Source organism: Variovorax robiniae, assembly GCF_037889955.1.
Taxonomy (GTDB): Bacteria; Pseudomonadota; Gammaproteobacteria; order Burkholderiales; family Burkholderiaceae_C; genus Variovorax; species Variovorax robiniae.
The window spans coordinates 43,655-60,712 of the sequence record NZ_JBBKZS010000025.1 but is presented as its reverse complement, the minus strand read 5'-3'; the positions used below and the strand labels follow the sequence as shown (position 1 = coordinate 60,712).

The following is a 17,058-nucleotide window of genomic DNA, read 5'->3' as shown; positions in this document are numbered from 1 at the left end:
CGCGATTGGTGCAGTGCATGCTGCACACGCGTGGGCTAACGGCAATCGCCCGGAACGCGCTAGGCAGTTCGAAACGCGGCACCGCGCCGGTAGGCGCTTTCTTCCCTGAAACGGCCCCCATGGACAACGTCGATCTAAGTGTTCTCAAGCAGGTGCTCGCATGGCGCGAAGATGACCATCGCGTGGTGCTGGGCACGATCACTCGCACGTGGGGCTCCGCGCCCCGGCCGATCGGGTCGGTTGTGGCTGTGCGCGGCGACGGGCGGATCGTCGGATCGGTCTCGGGCGGCTGCATTGAAGACGACTTGATCGAAAAGGTTCGGCACGGGGCGCTTGGAATCGCGAAGCCCGAGATCGTGCGCTATGGCGTCGGCGCAGAGGAAGCGGCGCGCTTCGGCCTGCCCTGTGGCGGCACACTGGAACTCGTGCTCGAACCGATCGGCGAGCAGTCAAGGTTGGCCGAACTCGTCGAGCGTCTTGCGCGCGGTGAGCTCGTACGGCGCGAACTGCGCTTGCACACAGGCGAGGCCATGTTGAAAGCGTCGGGCGCTGGCGAGGGTGACGTGCTCCAACTCACCGAGACGACGCTTGCGACAACGCACGGGCCGCGTTGGCGGCTGCTGCTGATCGGAGCAGGGCAGATGACCGAGTACATCGCAACAATGGCGCGTACCTTGGACTACGAAGTCATCGTCTGCGATCCGCGCGACGAGTACGCCGAGGGCTTCTGCATCGAAGGCGCTCGGCTCGTGCGCGGGATGCCTGACGACGTTGTTGCCGATCAGCGGCCGGACGGTCACACCGCTGTCATTGCTCTCACCCACGACCCGAAGCTCGACGACCTCGCGCTGTTGGAGGCGCTGTGCAGCCCGGCGTTCTATGTTGGTGCGATCGGCTCGCGCGCGAATCAGGCCAAACGCAAACAGCGGCTGAAAGAGTATTTCGGCGTCACGGAGGAGCAACTCGAACGCCTGCACGGGCCGGTAGGCATCAAGAACGGAGCCCGTACGCCACCCGAGATCGCAGTCAGCATCCTTGCTCAACTCACCGCAACGCGCTACGGCTACGTGATTCCTGAGCCCGTGCAGGTGGTCACCAAGGCGCCAGGCGTCGAAGCCGGCTGTACGGTCTGACACTCAAGCCACCATTCTCGAAGACACACGAACAAAGAGGTGCAACGTGAATATCGCAATGATCGGAGTTGGAAAGATGGGTCTGCCAATGGCGCGCCATCTCGCGGCCGCTGGTCACATCCTGTCGGTCTATGACCGCAACGAACCTGCGCAGGCTGGAGCCATCAATGCTGGCCTGACGTTGAAGGACTCGCTGCAAATCGCCGTCGCCGAAGCAGAGGTGGTGGTGTCCTCGCTGCCGAACGATGCGGCTTTGCTCGCGGTCGCAGATGAGGTTGCGCGGTATGCGGGAGCCGGGACCGTCTACGTCGACACCAGCACCGTTTCGCTACAGGCCAGTGCCAAGGCGGCAGCCGCGTGTGCCATCAACAAAGTCGCGCACGTGCGTGCCACCGTGTCAGGCAACAACAAGATGGCCGAAGTGGCGCAGCTGACGGTGATGGCCTCCGGTCCTGCGGACGCTTATGCGCGCGTGAAGCCATTGCTGCAGACTTTCGGGCCTACACAGTTCTACGTTGGCGGCGGCGACGAGGCGCGACTCATGAAGCTGATCGTCAACCTGATGATTGCCGCCACCACCGGCATGCTGTCGGAAGCCCTGATCCTGGGCGAGAAAGGCGGCCTCGACTGGCGCCAGATGTGGGATGTAATCGGCGCCAGCGCGGTCGGCTCGCCCATCGTCAAGGCCAAGGCGGCGCAACTGCGCGAACGCGACTACACGCCTACTTTTACCGTCGAGCAAATGCAGAAGGACGTAGGGCTGATTCTCGAAGCCGGCGCGCAATTCCATGTGCCACTGACGCTGACTGCCAGTGTCGGCCAGATGCTGCACGCTGCTGCCGCTCAGGGCGATGCCGAGCTCGACTACGCCGCAGTCATCCGTGCCGCAGCACGCGGCGCCGGCATCGCTACTGCGTAGTGGTTTCTGCTTCTGCGGTCGCCAATCGCTCTGTCATTGGGTGGTCGAAACTGGTCCACTTGCGGTCATAGTTCATTTGCTCGAAATGCACGACCAGAAAGTCGATGAAGGTGCGGACCTTCGCTGACATATGGCGCCGGCTCTGAAAGGCCAGGTTGATGCTCAGCTGGGGCAGGTTCCACTCGTCGAGCACCGACACCAACCGGCCTGAGACCAAGTCATCGTAGAGGATGTACTTGGGCTGTACCACGATGCCCAATCCGTCGAGCGCGGCAGTGCGCAAGACTTGGCCGTCGTTCGACTCGAGCAGGCCCTTGATCTTGACGCTTCGGGTCTCGCCACCCCGATGGAAGACGAGGTCGTTCGGGTTGTTGCTATAGGTGTAGAGCAGCATCGGCCGCTGCTCCAATTCCTCGACACTGCGCGGCATGCCAAATGCGTTGAGATAGCCAGGCGACGCGGCCAGGATGCGACGCGTGGTCGCGAGCCGGCGAATCGTGATGTTCGAGTCGTTCTCGTACTCACGCGTGCGGATCGCGACGTCGATGTTGTTGTCGATCAGGTCGTAATAGCGGTTGGCCGCCTCAACGTGCACCGTGACATTGGGGTACCGGTTGGTGTACTCGCGCAGCAGCGGGGCGATGTGATGAACGGAGAACGAGAGCGATGCAGTGACGCGTAGCGTGCCAGTAGGATTCAGCGCGGTAGCGCTCGCGGTGGCCTCCGCGTCATTCAAGTCGGCCATCACGCTCTTGCAACTACGGTAGAAATTCTCACCCACTTCAGTGAGGGTCAGTCGTCGTGTGCTGCGCTGAATCAGCCGCGCACCAAGGCGCTCTTCCAGCGCCACCAAGTGCCTGCTGGCAGCCGGGTTTGATAACCCCAACGCCTCGGCAGCGCGCGACAAGCTGCCCAACTCAGCAGTCTGCACCAGCAGTTCCATTTCTGTCCAACGGTCCACAGTCATCTCCATGCGTGGTCAATGAAGCTTCACTCTCGGCTCTTTGCTGCGAGTCAACGCTCGGGACGCGGTTCCAAGCGCCGTCTTCCAGACACCGTGTACGGCGACTTCATGCATCTTGTAGAGCGACACGTACATCGCGCGGGCAAACAGGCCTTCAACCCAAAGATTGCCTCCGATCAGTCCCCCCATCAGGTTGCCGACTGTCCGGTGCTCACCAAGTGACACCAGCGAGCCAAAGTCACGGTACTGCCACGGCCGCAACGGCTGTCCAAGCTGCTGACGCCTGATCTGACTTGCAACGTGCGACGCCTGTTGATGGGCGGCCTGCGCGCGCGGGGGAACATTGCCCTCCCTGCCAAGCCATGGGGCCGCGGCGCAGTCGCCAAGCGCAAAGATCGAAGGGTCGCGCGTCGTCTGAAGTGTCGGATGGACAACGAGTTGATTGAGGTGGTTGGTCTCGAGCCCCGCAAGCCCTCGCATCCACTCCGCGGCCTTTACGCCTGCGGCCCAGACGACCAACTGCGCTGGAAGGAATTCACCGTTGGCGAGTTGAACACCTTCGGCGGTCACCCCGGTGACGCGCGTACCGCTGCGGACCTGTATTCCGAGGCGGCCAAGCAACTGGGCCGCTGCGTTGGCAATGCGCTCAGAAAGCGCAGGGAGGATCCGCGGCCCGGCTTCGATCAGATGAATTCGGATGTCGCGTTCAGGGTCGATTCTGTCCAGCCCATACGACACCAGAGTCCGCATTGCCCTGTGAAGTTCGGCCGCCAGTTCGACACCAGTCGCACCTGCGCCGATGATGGCCACGTTGACCTGTTGCGGATCGTCATCGGTTCCCTGGACGTGGGCTCGAATGCAGGCATTGACTAGACGACTGTGAAATCGCTCCGCATGCTTTGGCGTTTCGAGCGCAATGGCGTGCTCCGCAACTCCGGGCGTCCCGAAATCGTTGGTCTGGCTGCCCGTCGCAATGACCAGCGTGTCGTATGCCCTCGTGTACGCCGGTGTGATCGGGACACCCTCGTCATCATGCACGGGCGCAACTTGAACTTCCTTCTTCACTCGATCGAGGCCGACCATCTCGCCAATCCCGTAGCGGAATCCGTGCCAGTGCGACTGTGCCAAATAGCTGGTTGCGTGAATGTTGACGTCGATGCTGCCAGCTGCGATCTCGTGCAAGTGTGGCTTCCAAAAATGGGTTCGGGCCTTGTCGATCAAGGTGATGTGCGCACGACCCTTGCGCCCCAACTTGTTGCCAAGCCTGGTGACAAGTTCGAGTCCACCAGCACCACCTCCAATAACGACAATGCGATGAATGGCTTCGCTGGCTTTGCTCGAGTTCATGTTTCGTGCTCAACCTTTGAGAATTCCATGCCGTCTGCCGCCAACTGCTCCTGCTGCGGCGCGGGATTCCAGAACAGCGAAGCTTTCGTTGTGAAGAGACCTTCCGGGACATTCGGTAATCCGACTGCATGCGCACCACGGTGACTCGGAAAGCCAAGGTAGAAGCCGCGGCCCGCGTTCTGGCCAAGCCAGCCCTGCTTGGTGGCCCGGCCGTAGCTCCGACGTAGCGCCGCATGGGAGCGCGCAACTCGGCGTTTTCGGTTAGCCCAGCCGATGTCACCACCTGAGAGGTGAGTCAGCTGGAAAGCTGCGGAGTCTGGCGACCGCATGTGCCTATCCGAGGAACCGATCGCCTTCTGAGCCAATGCCTACCGTTTCACCTGTTGTCGCAAAAGTGCGGTTGACGTCCGGCGACCCATAAACGACCAGGACGTAGGCCGTATCCGTGCCAACGTTCACAAGTTCGTGCTCGACACCCGCGGAGATGAACGTGGAGTCGAAGCGCTGACAGATCGCTTCGCGGTCCCCCAGTTTGATCTTGACGGTGCCCTCCAGCACGGTCACCTGCTCCTCGCTGTTGTGAGAGTGTCGAGGCGCAGAGATTCCTACTGGCAGCTTTGAGATGCCGGTATGCATCGCGCTCGCGCCCACTTTTCGGGTGGCGATGAGGTAGTTGACAATGCCGTTGCCGCGCGGCACCTGCTGCAAGGTGTCAAACGGAAGGAAATGAGATTGCTGGGTCATGAATTTCTTTCTTCGAGGGTGAAGATTGAGCGCGAGTAACGACGACCGCGGGGAAGGGGTGTCGTTGTGTTGCAGTTCATCCGACGTTCGCTGCCGATTTGAAAGCGAGGTTGAAATGTTCAGTGAAAGGGGGTTGTGCAAAGAAGTCGGCAACGATGCTTCGCCATTCAGCAAACGCCGGCGAACCGCGGAACCCGATGGTGTGATCCTCCAGTGTGTCCCACTCAAGCATGAGCACATACCGGTCAGAAGACTCGATGCTGTGGCGCACTTGGTAGCTCCTGAACCCTTTCGATTTGGCGATGACAGTGTCCAGCCCGAACTGAACCGCCGTTTCGAACGACGCCTGCTGCCCAGGCTTGATGCGAATGTCGGCAACTTCCAGGATCATTTAGGTCTTCCTTGACGGTCAGTGGATATGGCTGCCGCCGTTGACATCGAGGGTGGCCCCGGTGACGTAGGCCGACAGCTCGGATGCGAGGAACAGGCAGGCTCCCGCGATTTCGCGCGGCTTGGCCGCTCGACGCAGCGGAATTCCAGACACGATTTCCTGATGCTTGGCGTCGGACATGCCATCCACCATGCCGGTCTCAGTCATCGATGGGCAGATGACGTTGGCTCGAATGCCCAGTGGACCGAACTCGCGCGCAATGCTTCGGGTCAAGCTCAGGACGCCGCCCTTTGAGGCCGCATAGTGCGCGCTGCCGACCAGTCCGCCACCGCGCTGCGCTGCGACCGAGGCGACATTGACGATCACACCAGAGCTGCGAGGCTGGAAGACCCTCAAGGCGCTTTGGCAAAGGTGGAAGGCGCCTTTCAGATTGACGTTCATCATGAGGTCGAGTTCCTTTTCTCCGATGTCGAGCATCGAGTGAGACTGGACCACCGCCGCGGAATTCACCAGGCAATCGATTGTTCCGTGCAGCGACACGACATCCTTCATGAGCCGCTCGCAGTCTGACGCGCTGCTGATGTCACACCTCAATCCGTGCACCGAGGCGCTGTGCCCAAGGTGCTTCTCGATGGATGCCTTGATGTCGGCCAGAACCTGGTCGGTCATCGACAGGTCGACCACGACGACCTTCGCGCCGTGCTCAGCGAACAGTTCGGCCGTGGCGTATCCGATGCTGCGCAGCGAGGCAGCGCCGGCAACAACACACACTTTGTCTTTAAGTAGCATGGGATTCTCAATTCATGGGGTTGGGGTTGTCGACGGAGCGTCGACGGGCATGTCGTTCAGGATCCAGTCGGTCACGGATGCATGCCGTGGCGACCAAGCGAGTTGCTGGCGCGCGCGCACTGCGCGGACCCGGCTGTTGCTGCCTAGCGAAAAGTACGCCTTGGCCTGGCCCCAACGCGCGACCGCGATGTCTGGCGGCAAGGCTTGGGAGGGACCGAGACCAAGGCGCCTGGCAATCGCTTCGCCGATCTCGCCGAACGACGCTTCGCCGTTCTCCGCGAAGTAGAACGAGCCAGCGGGCGCGTTGGCGATGGCCAGCAGGTACAGGTCGGCAACGTCGCTGATGTGCACGTTGGACCAGACATTCAACCCGGGTCCGACCGTTTGGACGATGCCCTGTTCCAGAGCGTTGGTGACAAGGGTTGGGATCTGCACGCTGTTTCGGTTCATCCCGCTGCCGACGCCGTAGATGAGGCTGGGGCAGATGACCACCGAACGCACACCGCGCGATGCCGCTCCGAGGATCAAGAGGTCCAACTCGCGGCGGGCTTGCTTGCCAGGAGCTACTACGAATGGCGTGTCTTCATCGAAGACCGCGTCCGAGCGACGGCTGCCGCGCACGTCGTCGCCCACCACGCTGGATCCACTGGTATGCACCAGCACTTTCGACGATCCCTCGAGACCGACCAGCAATGCATGAATGGCACCGGCATGGTCAGCGCTGGCGGTGTTGATCACGCCGTCCGCGGCGCGTGCTTCGCTCACAAGCAGTTCGACGTCGTCCAGCCCGCCAAGAACGGGTTCGATACCGCGCTGTGCGAGGAGCGCTGCGCTCTCGGCGCTGCGCACTAGGCCTCGTACCCGATAGCCGTTTTCGGCAAGCTTCGACGCGATCGTGCCGCCGATGTATCCGGTGGCGCCGGTCAGAAATATGGTTTGCATGACGTCTACTTCAGAAAGCCCGTCGACAGCCAGGGCACCGCGGCAACGATCACCGTTCCCACCAGCAGGGCCAGCATGTAGCCCATGATCGGTTTCATACCGGCGCTCGGGCTGACGCGGGCAATCGCGCAAGCCGAGTAGTAGCCCACCCCGAATGGCGGGGCAAACAGGCCGATGCCCATCGCAAGCACCACCACCATCGAGTAGTGGACATCGTTGACTCCGAACTGCTTTGCGATCGGGAAGAGGAGGGGGCCGAAGACGACAATGGCAGGGATCCCCTCGAGCACGCTGCCAAGGATGATGAATGCAAGGATCGAGACCGCCAGGAAGCCTGCCGTGCCACCTGGAAGTTGAGTCATTGCTTCAGCCAACTGACGCGAGAAGCCGGATTGCGTCAACGCCCACGCCATCCCGGTTGCCGTTCCGATGATGAGCAAGATTGCACCCGACAGCGCCGCGGTGTCCACCAAAGCAGGCCAGAGCTTCCGCATGTCGAGCTGGCGATAAACCAAAAGGCCTGCCACGATGGCATAGGCAATGCCGATCGTCGAGACTTCGGTGGCTGTTGCCACGCCTTCAACAACAGCGGCCCGAATGATGAAAGGAAGGGCCAGCGCGGGCAGTGCAAAGATCAGGGACTTCCAGATCTCTTGCCGGGTGGCTCGCACGATGTGGGACACATCGACTTTGCGGACGCGCCACCACACCACCGCGCACAGCAGGACGGCGAGCACCAGAGCCGGAACGAGACCGCCCGCGAAAAGCGCTGCGATCGAAATGCCCGTGACCGAGCCGATCGTGATCAAGACAATGCTGGGCGGAATGGTCTCGGTTTGCGCGCCGGTCGCGGCAAGCAGGGCCACCATTTCACCGTCTTTTTCTCCACGCTTGCGCATCTCCGGGAAGAGCACGGGTGCGAGTGCGGCCATGTCGGCGGCCTTGGAGCCTGAAATACCGGAGACCAGATACATACCGCCGATCAGCACATAGGACAGCCCGCCGCGAACGTGCCCAAGCAGAGACGCCAGAAATCGGACCATGGCCTTTGCCATGCCGCTGAGTTCCAGGATCACGCCCAAAAACACGAACAGCGGCACGGCCAGGAGCACCAGGTGGGACATGCCTTCGTCCATGCGCCCGACGATGACGTTCACCGGCTTGGTCGTGGTCAGCGCGATGTACCCGAAGGTGGCGAGGCCGAATGCGAATGCGATCGGTACGCCCGACAGGACGAGCAGCCCGACGATCACGACGAAGAAGATCAGCAGATTGAAGTTCCCGATGTTCGCGAAGGCCGGGCTGATGAAGTAGAGGGCGGCGCCGACAGCCAAGGTGAGGCCCACCGCCATCGCGAGTCGCTTGCCATCCGTCACTGCGGCCAGTTTGATGGCTGCAGCAACGCACATCAGGATCACGCCGCAGGGCAATGCAGCGGCGCGCCAGGCACTCGAGATGCCAAGCGATGGCGTGGTAACGATGGCTTCCTCGCTTGCGAAGTCGTAGGCGGGATGAGCTACCAAAAGGAGGAATGCGGCAGCCGCGACCACTGCGAAAAGGTCCAAGAACGCGCGCGTACCGGGAGATGCAATGTCGACCAGTGCCGTCATACGCATGTGAGCGGAGCGGCGCAGTGCGATGACCGCGCCGAGCATGGCCAGCCAGAGAAACAGGATCCCTGCAAGCTCGTCGGACCACGTCAAGGGCTGATGAAGGGCGTAGCGGCTTACAACCCCTGAAAACAGAACCAGGATCTCGATCAAAACCAGCAGGGCGGCGGGCACCTCGGTGACAAAAGCGAGGACGCGATCGGCCTGGTAGACCGCTCGCTTCCACGCGCTATCCGAGTGCGCGAGCGCCGCGTGCGGGCTCACGGAGGTGTTGGTTGGATCCACGGATTCGTCTCCAGTATTTCGAGTTGTCAGATGCGCGTTTGGGCACGCTCCCGCCAACCCGCCCTGGCCGCCATGAGCCCGGGTGGAACGACAGGATGGAAAACCCTGGCGGCGCTGCTTGGTGTCAGGCCAGCTTGCCGCTGTACTTTTCGAGAATGGCCCAGCCTTCGGGGCCGAACTTCTTCTGCCAGTCGGTGTAGAAGCCCGTCCTGACAAGGGTGTCGCGGAACGGCTTGCCGTCCACCTTGTTGAACTGCATGCCGGCGCTCTTGAGCTTTGTTTCGAGCGTGCCGGTCAGTGCGTCGTGCGCGGTGCGCTGCTTGAGTGCATTGGCGTCGAACACGCGCGTCGCCAGCGTCCGGAGGTCTTCAGGAAGTGCTGCCCAGTTGCGCTTGTTGCCGATCAGCGCGAAGTATTCCCAGGTGTGCGAGGTGTAGGTGAGGAACTTCTGCACCTCGTAGAGCTTTGCAGAATCAATGGTTGGAAGAGCGTTTTCCTGGCCATCGACAACCTTCGTCTGCAACGCCGTGTAGAGCTCGCCGATCGGGACAGTCGTCGGCGATGCCTCCAGGCCCTTGAACAGCGAGGTCTGGAACGCCGTTGCAGGCACCCTGATCTTCATCCCGACGAGATCCTTCGGAGCCGTAATCGGCTTGGCCGAGTTGGTGATCTGACGGAAGCCGTGGTCATAGAACTTGCCCACGGGCACGAGGTTCGCCTTGTCGAAGGTCCCGCGGATGTACGTACCGAGCTCACCGTCCATTGCCTTCCAGACCGTCGGATAGTCGGAAAAGGCAAACGGCATGGAGCTGAGCCCGGCCGCCGGAATCAGGTTGGCATAGATCTGGCCGGCCGTGCAGATGAAGTCGATGGCGCCGGAGCGGACTTGGGAGAGCGTGTCAGTGTCGCTCCCGAGTTGGCCATTCGAATAGACCTCGATCGTCAGGCGGCCGCCGGACTCTTTCAGGATCTCCGCGCACGCTGCCTTCAATGCGACAGGCGTGGGATGGCTGTCCGGCAGCGAAATCGCGATCTTGAGATTGAACTTGCCAGCGGCTTGCGCCGTGACAGCACCGGGCACCAGGGCGGTGGCGGCCACGGATGCGAGTTGCTTGAGGATGTCTCGACGTCCGGTCATGGATGGTGCTGAAAGATTGGAGCTGACGAAAGAGGTCTTGGTTTTCACGGTGTGTCTCCTGAGGATTTTCGAGATCGGAGGTCAGTTGAACACGTTGGGTTGGTGCACTTCGATCACGTTGCCGTCCGGGTCTTGCAGGAACACCTGATGCCAGCCAGCGATAGCCCAGCGCCCGTAGTCCGAATAACGCAGGCCGAGCTCGTCACACCGGCGCATGAAGCCCTTGATGTCATCCGTGCGGAAGCAGAAGTGGCCGCGTGCCATCGGGTTGACGATCTGCTTCATCTTGAAGCCGGTGTCCAGGTCACGTTCGGCCCAATGGAATTCGATGTCGCCATCGGTCAGGAAATCGACCTTGCCGTTGTAGCCGGTCGTGGTGCTTTCAGCGTTCACGCGGGAGTGCTCCTCGTCGCGGATCGTGCCGAGGTCAAACAGCGTTTGATAGAACTTTGTGAGCCGCGGCAGGCTATCGGTGCACAGGTTCATGTGGTGGAACTTGAAGTTCATGACGGGTCCTTTGTCTGATGTATAGAGGCCGAAGGGACACTGAAATTGCAGTGTGGAATGGACTTTAGGCGATTCACTGGTGAAGTCAAGCATGCATAGGTGTAAACACCTAGGACGGCGATTTGGCGTTTTCAAGCCAAAAGGATGCATCTAAACTTCACCCATGAACAAACATATGCATTGGTGAGAACGTCATGCTTGAGACAAACGAGACTGAAGCGGTCGTCCGCGAAGAGGTATGCGGACTGTCTGGCACACGGCGCGTCGCCGCGATGCTGGACCTCGACCCCGCGAAACTTTTGCCGGGCGCATCGTTGCCGCGCGGGTGGCAGTTCCTGTTGATGGGTGCCGATACACGCCGCTCGGACCTGCGCAGCGATGGGTTTCCGGGCTTGGGCGTGCCGATGCCGGACTTCGGACTTCCTCGTCTGATGCTCGGTGGCCGTTCCGTCACCTTCATCAGCGACATTCCGATCGGGGCCACGGTGCTGCGAAGCAGTGCTGTGCAAAGCGTGGTCCACAAGCCGAATGCGTCAGGACCGATGGCCATCGTGACGCTGCTGCATGAACTGCGGATCTCCGAGATAACCGAGCCTGCGCTGATCGAGACCCAGACTTACCTGCTGCTGTCCGCCGCGAATAAGGCCATTGGCGAAACGAATGCAGCGGCCCTGGAGCCGGTCCAGGCAGGGCACGTGAAGACGCTCACGCCGGACGAAACGCTGCTTTTCCAGTATTCGGCGCTCGGCTTCAACTCGCACAAGATTCACATCGACCGGGACTTCGCGCGTGAGCAGGAGGGATTCCCCGATCTCGTGGTCAACGGTGGCTTGGCGACGCTGCTGCTCACCGAGTTCCTGCGCCTCGACCTCGATGTGATTCCCGCTGCAATCAAGGTGCGCCACCTCGCACCGCTTTTCTGCGATCGACCAGTCACGCTGGCTGCCGATCGTGTCGGCGAACGTTGGCGGCTCAGGGCCTTCGACGATCGCAACCGATTGGCCGTCGATATGGAGGTAGATCCCCAATGAGCTTCGAACCCCTGAAGGGCGTGCGCGTCCTGGACTTGACCAGCGTTGTCGTTGGCCCGGTGTGTACCTGGCGTTTGAGCCAATACGGCGCAGAGGTCGTGAAGGTCGAGAGTCCTGAAGGCGACCTGATGCGTGGCCTGGGCGGACTGTCGCCCACCGGCCAGCATTCGGGCGCATACCTTCACTTCAACCGCGGCAAGCGCAACATCTGCCTCGACCTAAAGAAGAAGGGTGCGCGCGAAGCCATCGAGAAGCTCATCGCATCAGCTGACGTGATTGTGGCCAACATGCGTCCACAGGCGCTCGAGCGACTGGGTCTCGATGCAGCGACCGTGCGCGCCCGGCATCCTGACAAGATCTACTGCCTGATCACGGGCTATGGCACCGACGGCCCGTACTCGGGCTTGCCCACCTATGACAGCGTGGTCCAAGGCGCCACGGGCATGGCCGGCTTGATGCTGGCCCGCGATGGCGCACCAGCCTATGTGCCTCTGTTGATCTGCGACCACGTGGCTGGCGAGATCGCCGCGGGCGCAATCCTCGCAGCGGTCGTCGAGCGCAAGTCAAGTGGTGCTGGCTGCAGCATCGAAGTGCCCATGTTCGAGACGATGGCCGCCTTTGTGCTCCAGGAACACTTGGCGCAGCAGAGCTTCGATCCGCCGGTCGGACCGCCCGGCGACCTCCGCCTCTTGAGCCCACATAACAAGCCCATCCAGACTGCGGACGGATGGATCTCGTTCACCATCAACACCGATCCGCAGGTGCGCGCGTTTCTGAAGGCAACCGATCGTCAGGAACTGCTCGACGACCCGCGCTTTTCGAGCGTTGCCGCGCGCGCCAAGAACGTTGCACAGTGGTTCGAGATCCGGGGTGCTCCGCTGACGAGTCGGACCACCGAGCAATGGCTTCAGATACTTCGCGCGGCGGACATTGCCGTGCAGCCCTGTCACACGCTGGATTCGTTGCCGCGAGATCCGCACCTCGAAGCAGTGGGGTTGATCGATTTCGAGGAGCACCCGACGGAGGGCCGGACGGCGGCGATCAGGTCGTCCATTCGCTTCGAGGATGCCTACCCGGCACGCCGCTCGCCAGCGCAGCCGCGCGGCGCGGACACCCGAGGCCTGCTGGCCGAACTTGGCTATGACGCCGACGCCATCGGTGCATTGCTCTCCGACGGAGCGGCGCAGGCGACGCCGCAGAACTGAACGGTCTGCGTGATCGCGTCCCGGAAATCGAAAGCCGTCAAAATGCGGTGGTTGCGCGGAGCAACGGAGCACACGATGAAAGATGATGTGAACGAAGTCACCACGGTGGCGGAAGCAGAGGGTCGGTCCTACTCGGCGCCGGCGTTGGAAAAGGGGCTCGACATTCTCGAGGTGCTGTGCCGCAGCGATCAGCCGCTTTCGCAGAAGGACATCGCGCAGCGCGTAGGGCGCACCACGGGTGAGATCTACCGGATGGTGGCGTGCCTCGTCAATCGCAACTACGTGACGCTGGTCGACGAAAACACCTATGCGATCACGACCAAGCTCTTCGAGCTGGCGCACATCAATTCGCCGACACAACGCCTTCTGCAGGAGGCCGCGCCGCTGATGCAGCGACTGGCCAGCGAGCTGGATCAGTCCTGCCATTTGACGGTGTACGGACAGGGCAAGCAGGTGGTGCTGTTCAAGGTCGATACGCCCAGCGGCATGGGCTTTGCAATTCGCGCGGGCGCGGAGATCGATGTGCTGATTTCGGCTTCGGGTCGCGTCCTCGTGGCGTTCCAGGACGACGAAACCCGCGCATTGCGGGTCGAAGAGTCCTTGGCGCGGCGGCCGGACCAGGCCGACCCGCAGATCGACAGCATCCTCGATTCGGTTCGATCGACGGGTTACGAATCCATTCCGAGTGTGCAGGTCCGCGGCCTCTACGCGGTGAGCTTTCCAATTCTGGACACGCAAGGGCATGCGATTGCCGCCCTCACTGTGCCCTATGCCGAAAGGCTCGATCAGGTCGAGCGCAAGTCGATCCCCGAAGTGACCTTGGCGCTTGGTGAGGCGGCACGGACGCTTTCAGCGCGGATCGGCGGCATGGTCGGATTGAACCGGGCGAATGTCCCGGAGAAGTTGAGCGCTCCCAAGCGGTCCTCACGTTCCGGCGGACGATAGTTGGCACCGCTCCAAACATGCCAGCGCCGGCGCCGGATCTACCGGCGGATCATTGCGCTTGCGAACAGCGATGGCACGGTCACTGGGCAGATTCTGATCCGCGCCTAGGCCCGCTGCCGAACTTCACGTGGCGTCGCGCCAATCTTCCGCCGCATGAGCTCGGTCATGTGCGACTGGCTTGCAAATCCGAATGCAATCGCGATGTCGGCGATCGATCTCGCGTGATCCGTCTGGAGTGACTTGATCGCTGCCTTGATCCGGTAGTCCTGCACGTACGCGTGGGGCGTCAGTCCAAACGTCGCCTTGAAGGTCCTCGCGAAGTGGAAAGGGCTGAGGCCGACTTCGTCCGCGAGGCGCTTCAGCGAAAGGTCTGCACCCAATTCGGCATGGATGACATCCAGCAGCAGTCGCTGCTGCACAGCACCAAGACGGCCGGAAGACACTCCGAGCCGCGGTGCAGGTGCCGCGTAGCTCCCGCTCATCAACCCCAGAAGCGCAACCGACAAGCCCTGCGCATACAAGCGGCCATTAGGATGGCCGGCAAGCGCTTCGCCGGCAAGGGCGAAGACTGTATGGCTGATGCGGCTGTCGAACATCTCGTGCCGGGTGCGCAGTGCAAGCCGCGGCATATCCCCGTACGTCATGGACTGCACATCCGTGTCCGCAAATTCGACGAGCACGCACCGACCAGCTTCGCCTGACCACCGGCAATGGTCAAAGGCCAAGCCTTTCTCGTAGATCTCGATCATTCCCGGCTCGGTGCGCATTTGCAGCGTCTCGCCGCCTTGCCGGTACCAACGGCGCCCCCGTCCTTCATGGGCCACGAAGATCCGGGCGACCGGATGGAAGTCGTCCATGAGCTCCGCCTCGCAAGGGATTCCTGTGACAACCACCGGGAGGCACGACGAGGAGGCAGGGGATGACGCCAAAACCTCGGTTGGGTCGTTCGAATGGGGGAGGTCGTCCAGATCCAGGCAATCCATGCACGCATGATTGTTCCGAATGGGATGCACAACAGTTCATGGTTTTCCCGAGGTCAGCAAGATTCTGATAGATCGCGACGGGTTCCTGAAAGCGCGAACAGCGCTGAAATCCTAAGGTGCGAGTCAGCAGGTGAACGATTGTTCATCTGCCGCGATTCTTAAAAAACTGGAGCCAACAGCCATGCCGACCCTTGAACGAGCCCCTAAACCCACTCCCCACAAAGATGCCCCGATGCGGCGATCTCTTTCTCTCACCCTCGGCGCAGTGGGCGCCGCAGCGCTGATCGCTGGTTGTGGAGGAGGTGGGGGCGGCGGATACTTTCCGTTGCCGGCACCCGCTCCGGCGCCTGCACCGGCGCCGGCTCCCGCGCCGGTCGCGCTCCTGAAGTGCGACGACAGCCTGAAGACCGGATTCAAGCCCGATGCCAATACATCGGTCTTGCTGGTGCAGGCTTTCAAGGCCAACGAATCATTGCTTCTGTCGGGCACCGCTACGGCCAACACGCCGAAGGCGCCGGCGGACCTGTGCCTGGTGAAGCTCCTGGTGGGTCCCGGCAACCCCGGCCCCGCAGGAGCGCCATCGACTTCAGCAGGTATCGGCATCCAGATCCTGTTGCCCACAACTGCCAACTGGAATGAGCGGATCCGCTCATTCGGCAATGGCGGCTGGTCCGGCTCGGCGGAGACGAGCCTGACGTCGATCGCCACCGGTGACGGGCTGAACATCCTTGCCGCCGCAGTCGGCAAGGGCTTCGCGGTTTCGACTTCGGACAATGGCCACGTCGGCGGCAACGGCTCGTTCGCGATGAACCCTGACGGGTCCATCAACACGGTGCTGTGGCGCGACTTTGCCGAGAGAAGCTTGCATGAAACGGCGGAGAAGACCAAGGCGCTGGTACAGGCCTATTACGGCAAGACACAACGCTACGCCTATTGGGACGGCTATTCCACGGGCGGGCGTCAGGGCCTGAAGCTTGCGCAGGTCTTTCCGAACGACTATGACGGCATCACGGTCGGCGCCCCGGCGATCAACTGGAACAAGTTCATCACGAGCGAGCTCTATCCGCAGATCGTCATGAAGCAGGACCTGGGCGCGACGATGAGTTCCGCCAAGATCAATGCCATCAGCACGGCCGCGGTCAACGCCTGCGGCGGTGCGACGCTGGGTTATGTGCTCGACCCGCTCTCATGCCGATACGATCCGACCAAGGATGCGGCCGTCTTGTGCAGCGGTGTGGCCGGCAACGGTGGCGTCGTTGGGACCAGTACCGATACAAGCTGCGCGAACCTCGCGGAGGCCACCGCGCTCAACAAGATGTGGTATGGGCAGACGGCAGATGGCACCGCACCCGATCCCGCCCTCGACAATGCAGCAGGCCCGTACTTGACGGGCAGCAATCAACTCTGGTTCGGGTTGACACGCGGATCTTCCCTTGCCGCGTTGGTGGGTGCCAACCCGTTCCCGATCGCGACGGACCTGACCGCGCTTGAATTGCAGGATCCGACGTACGCCCAGGCCAACTTCCTGAATGCATCCGGCAACGGCGCCAACAAGTGGACCACCCTGACCTACGCCGCCCTGACGAATGCAGCGTTCCAGGGCGTCCTGCTCCAGCCTTCGTTCAGCAACATCAATACCGACAGCGCCGACCTCAGCGCGTTCAACGCGCGCAAGGGCAAGATCCTGCTGTACCACGGCCTTGCGGACAACCTGATTGCCCCGCAGGGGTCGATCAACTACTACAACCGTGTCGCTGCAGGGATGGGTGGCATCCCGGCGATCCAGTCGTTCTTCCGCTTCTACCTTGTCCCGGGCATGCAGCACAACGGCTCACTGGTCGGTGGGCCCACGATTCCGATGCCGCAATCGGCGATCGGGCGCGACGAGATGTTCACGACCCTGCAAGCATGGGTCGAAAGCGCAACGGTACCGGGCAGGGTGGATGTGACTTCGTCCAATGGCAACGTGTCTCAGGCACTCTGCATCTATCCGCTGAAGGCTGTATACGACGGCGCCGGTGCGCAGACGGCGGCGGCGAGCTACACATGCAAGTGACCTGAGGCGACTGTCGAAACTGCAAAGAGGAGCCTGCACAATGCCGGTTCCTCTTCGTTGCATCCTCTC

Annotated in this window: 16 protein-coding genes; 6 read left to right on the top strand and 10 right to left on the bottom strand. The window is 61.8% G+C overall.

Annotated elements, in window-relative coordinates; translation table 11 throughout:
* The first annotated feature begins 119 nt into the window (after nucleotides 1-119).
* Nucleotides 120-1,133 carry an XdhC family protein gene (locus WKW79_RS32095; RefSeq protein ID WP_340339287.1) on the top strand — a complete coding sequence of 338 codons (1,014 nt, stop codon included), beginning with the start codon at nucleotides 120-122 and terminating at the stop codon, nucleotides 1,131-1,133.
* 46 nt (nucleotides 1,134-1,179) lie between these two features.
* Nucleotides 1,180-2,052, top strand: coding sequence for an NAD(P)-dependent oxidoreductase (locus WKW79_RS32090; RefSeq protein WP_340339286.1), 873 nt, complete (start codon nucleotides 1,180-1,182; stop codon nucleotides 2,050-2,052).
* On the opposite strand, the gene WKW79_RS32085 is transcribed toward WKW79_RS32090, so the two are convergent.
* The 9 genes from WKW79_RS32085 to WKW79_RS32045 all read right to left on the bottom strand — a co-directional run bounded on the left by WKW79_RS32085 (nucleotide 2,042) and on the right by WKW79_RS32045 (nucleotide 10,769).
* On the bottom strand, nucleotides 2,042-3,013 hold the full coding sequence (locus WKW79_RS32085; protein WP_340339304.1) for a LysR family transcriptional regulator: 972 nt from the start codon (nucleotides 3,011-3,013) through the stop codon (nucleotides 2,042-2,044). The two genes, WKW79_RS32090 and WKW79_RS32085, sit on opposite strands and share 11 nt — an antisense overlap.
* A gap of 18 nt (nucleotides 3,014-3,031) precedes the next feature.
* Entirely contained in the window at nucleotides 3,032-4,363 is a 1,332-nt protein-coding gene (locus WKW79_RS32080; RefSeq protein ID WP_340339285.1) for an NAD(P)/FAD-dependent oxidoreductase, read from the bottom strand.
* Between the two features lie 333 nt (nucleotides 4,364-4,696).
* Nucleotides 4,697-5,107 carry a cupin domain-containing protein gene (locus WKW79_RS32075; protein ID WP_340339284.1) on the bottom strand — a complete coding sequence of 137 codons (411 nt, stop codon included), beginning with the start codon at nucleotides 5,105-5,107 and terminating at the stop codon, nucleotides 4,697-4,699.
* A 76-nt stretch (nucleotides 5,108-5,183) separates the two neighbouring features.
* Nucleotides 5,184-5,498: an antibiotic biosynthesis monooxygenase family protein gene (locus WKW79_RS32070; protein WP_340339283.1), complete on the bottom strand. Its 315-nt coding sequence runs from the start codon at nucleotides 5,496-5,498 to the stop codon at nucleotides 5,184-5,186.
* Between the two features lie 18 nt (nucleotides 5,499-5,516).
* Complete coding sequence (locus WKW79_RS32065; protein ID WP_340339282.1) at nucleotides 5,517-6,287, bottom strand: SDR family NAD(P)-dependent oxidoreductase; 771 nt, start codon at nucleotides 6,285-6,287, stop codon at nucleotides 5,517-5,519.
* 12 nt (nucleotides 6,288-6,299) lie between these two features.
* Complete coding sequence (locus WKW79_RS32060; protein ID WP_340339281.1) at nucleotides 6,300-7,229, bottom strand: NAD-dependent epimerase/dehydratase family protein; 930 nt, start codon at nucleotides 7,227-7,229, stop codon at nucleotides 6,300-6,302.
* Between the two features lie 5 nt (nucleotides 7,230-7,234).
* Nucleotides 7,235-9,124: a TRAP transporter large permease gene (locus tag WKW79_RS32055; protein WP_422823995.1), complete on the bottom strand. Its 1,890-nt coding sequence runs from the start codon at nucleotides 9,122-9,124 to the stop codon at nucleotides 7,235-7,237.
* 124 nt (nucleotides 9,125-9,248) lie between these two features.
* Nucleotides 9,249-10,310: a TRAP transporter substrate-binding protein gene (locus WKW79_RS32050; RefSeq protein WP_340339280.1), complete on the bottom strand. Its 1,062-nt coding sequence runs from the start codon at nucleotides 10,308-10,310 to the stop codon at nucleotides 9,249-9,251.
* Between the two features lie 33 nt (nucleotides 10,311-10,343).
* On the bottom strand, nucleotides 10,344-10,769 hold the full coding sequence (locus tag WKW79_RS32045) for a VOC family protein (protein ID WP_340339279.1): 426 nt from the start codon (nucleotides 10,767-10,769) through the stop codon (nucleotides 10,344-10,346).
* A gap of 194 nt (nucleotides 10,770-10,963) precedes the next feature.
* On the opposite strand from WKW79_RS32045, the gene WKW79_RS32040 reads away from it, so the two are divergent.
* The 3 genes from WKW79_RS32040 (at nucleotide 10,964) to WKW79_RS32030 (ending at nucleotide 13,950) form a co-directional block, all read left to right on the top strand.
* The gene (locus WKW79_RS32040; protein WP_340339278.1) at nucleotides 10,964-11,800 is read left to right on the top strand and encodes an HTD2 family dehydratase; all 837 of its coding nucleotides are present in this window, start codon (nucleotides 10,964-10,966) and stop codon (nucleotides 11,798-11,800) included.
* Nucleotides 11,734-13,005 (top strand): CaiB/BaiF CoA transferase family protein, encoded by a 1,272-nt coding sequence (locus WKW79_RS32035; RefSeq protein ID WP_340339277.1) that lies wholly within the window; start codon nucleotides 11,734-11,736, stop codon nucleotides 13,003-13,005. Before WKW79_RS32040 ends, WKW79_RS32035 begins: the two co-directional genes overlap by 67 nt.
* Before the next feature lie 75 nt (nucleotides 13,006-13,080).
* Nucleotides 13,081-13,950: an IclR family transcriptional regulator gene (locus tag WKW79_RS32030; protein ID WP_340339276.1), complete on the top strand. Its 870-nt coding sequence runs from the start codon at nucleotides 13,081-13,083 to the stop codon at nucleotides 13,948-13,950.
* Nucleotides 13,951-14,054: 104 nt separating this feature from the next.
* Here the strand turns inward: WKW79_RS32030 and WKW79_RS32025 are convergent, their stop codons facing one another.
* Nucleotides 14,055-14,807, bottom strand: coding sequence for an AraC family transcriptional regulator (locus WKW79_RS32025; protein WP_340339275.1), 753 nt, complete (start codon nucleotides 14,805-14,807; stop codon nucleotides 14,055-14,057).
* Nucleotides 14,808-15,114: 307 nt separating this feature from the next.
* Between WKW79_RS32025 and WKW79_RS32020 the strand changes: the two genes are divergently transcribed.
* On the top strand, nucleotides 15,115-16,989 hold the full coding sequence (locus tag WKW79_RS32020) for a tannase/feruloyl esterase family alpha/beta hydrolase (RefSeq protein ID WP_340339274.1): 1,875 nt from the start codon (nucleotides 15,115-15,117) through the stop codon (nucleotides 16,987-16,989).
* The last annotated feature ends 69 nt before the right edge of the window (nucleotides 16,990-17,058 follow it).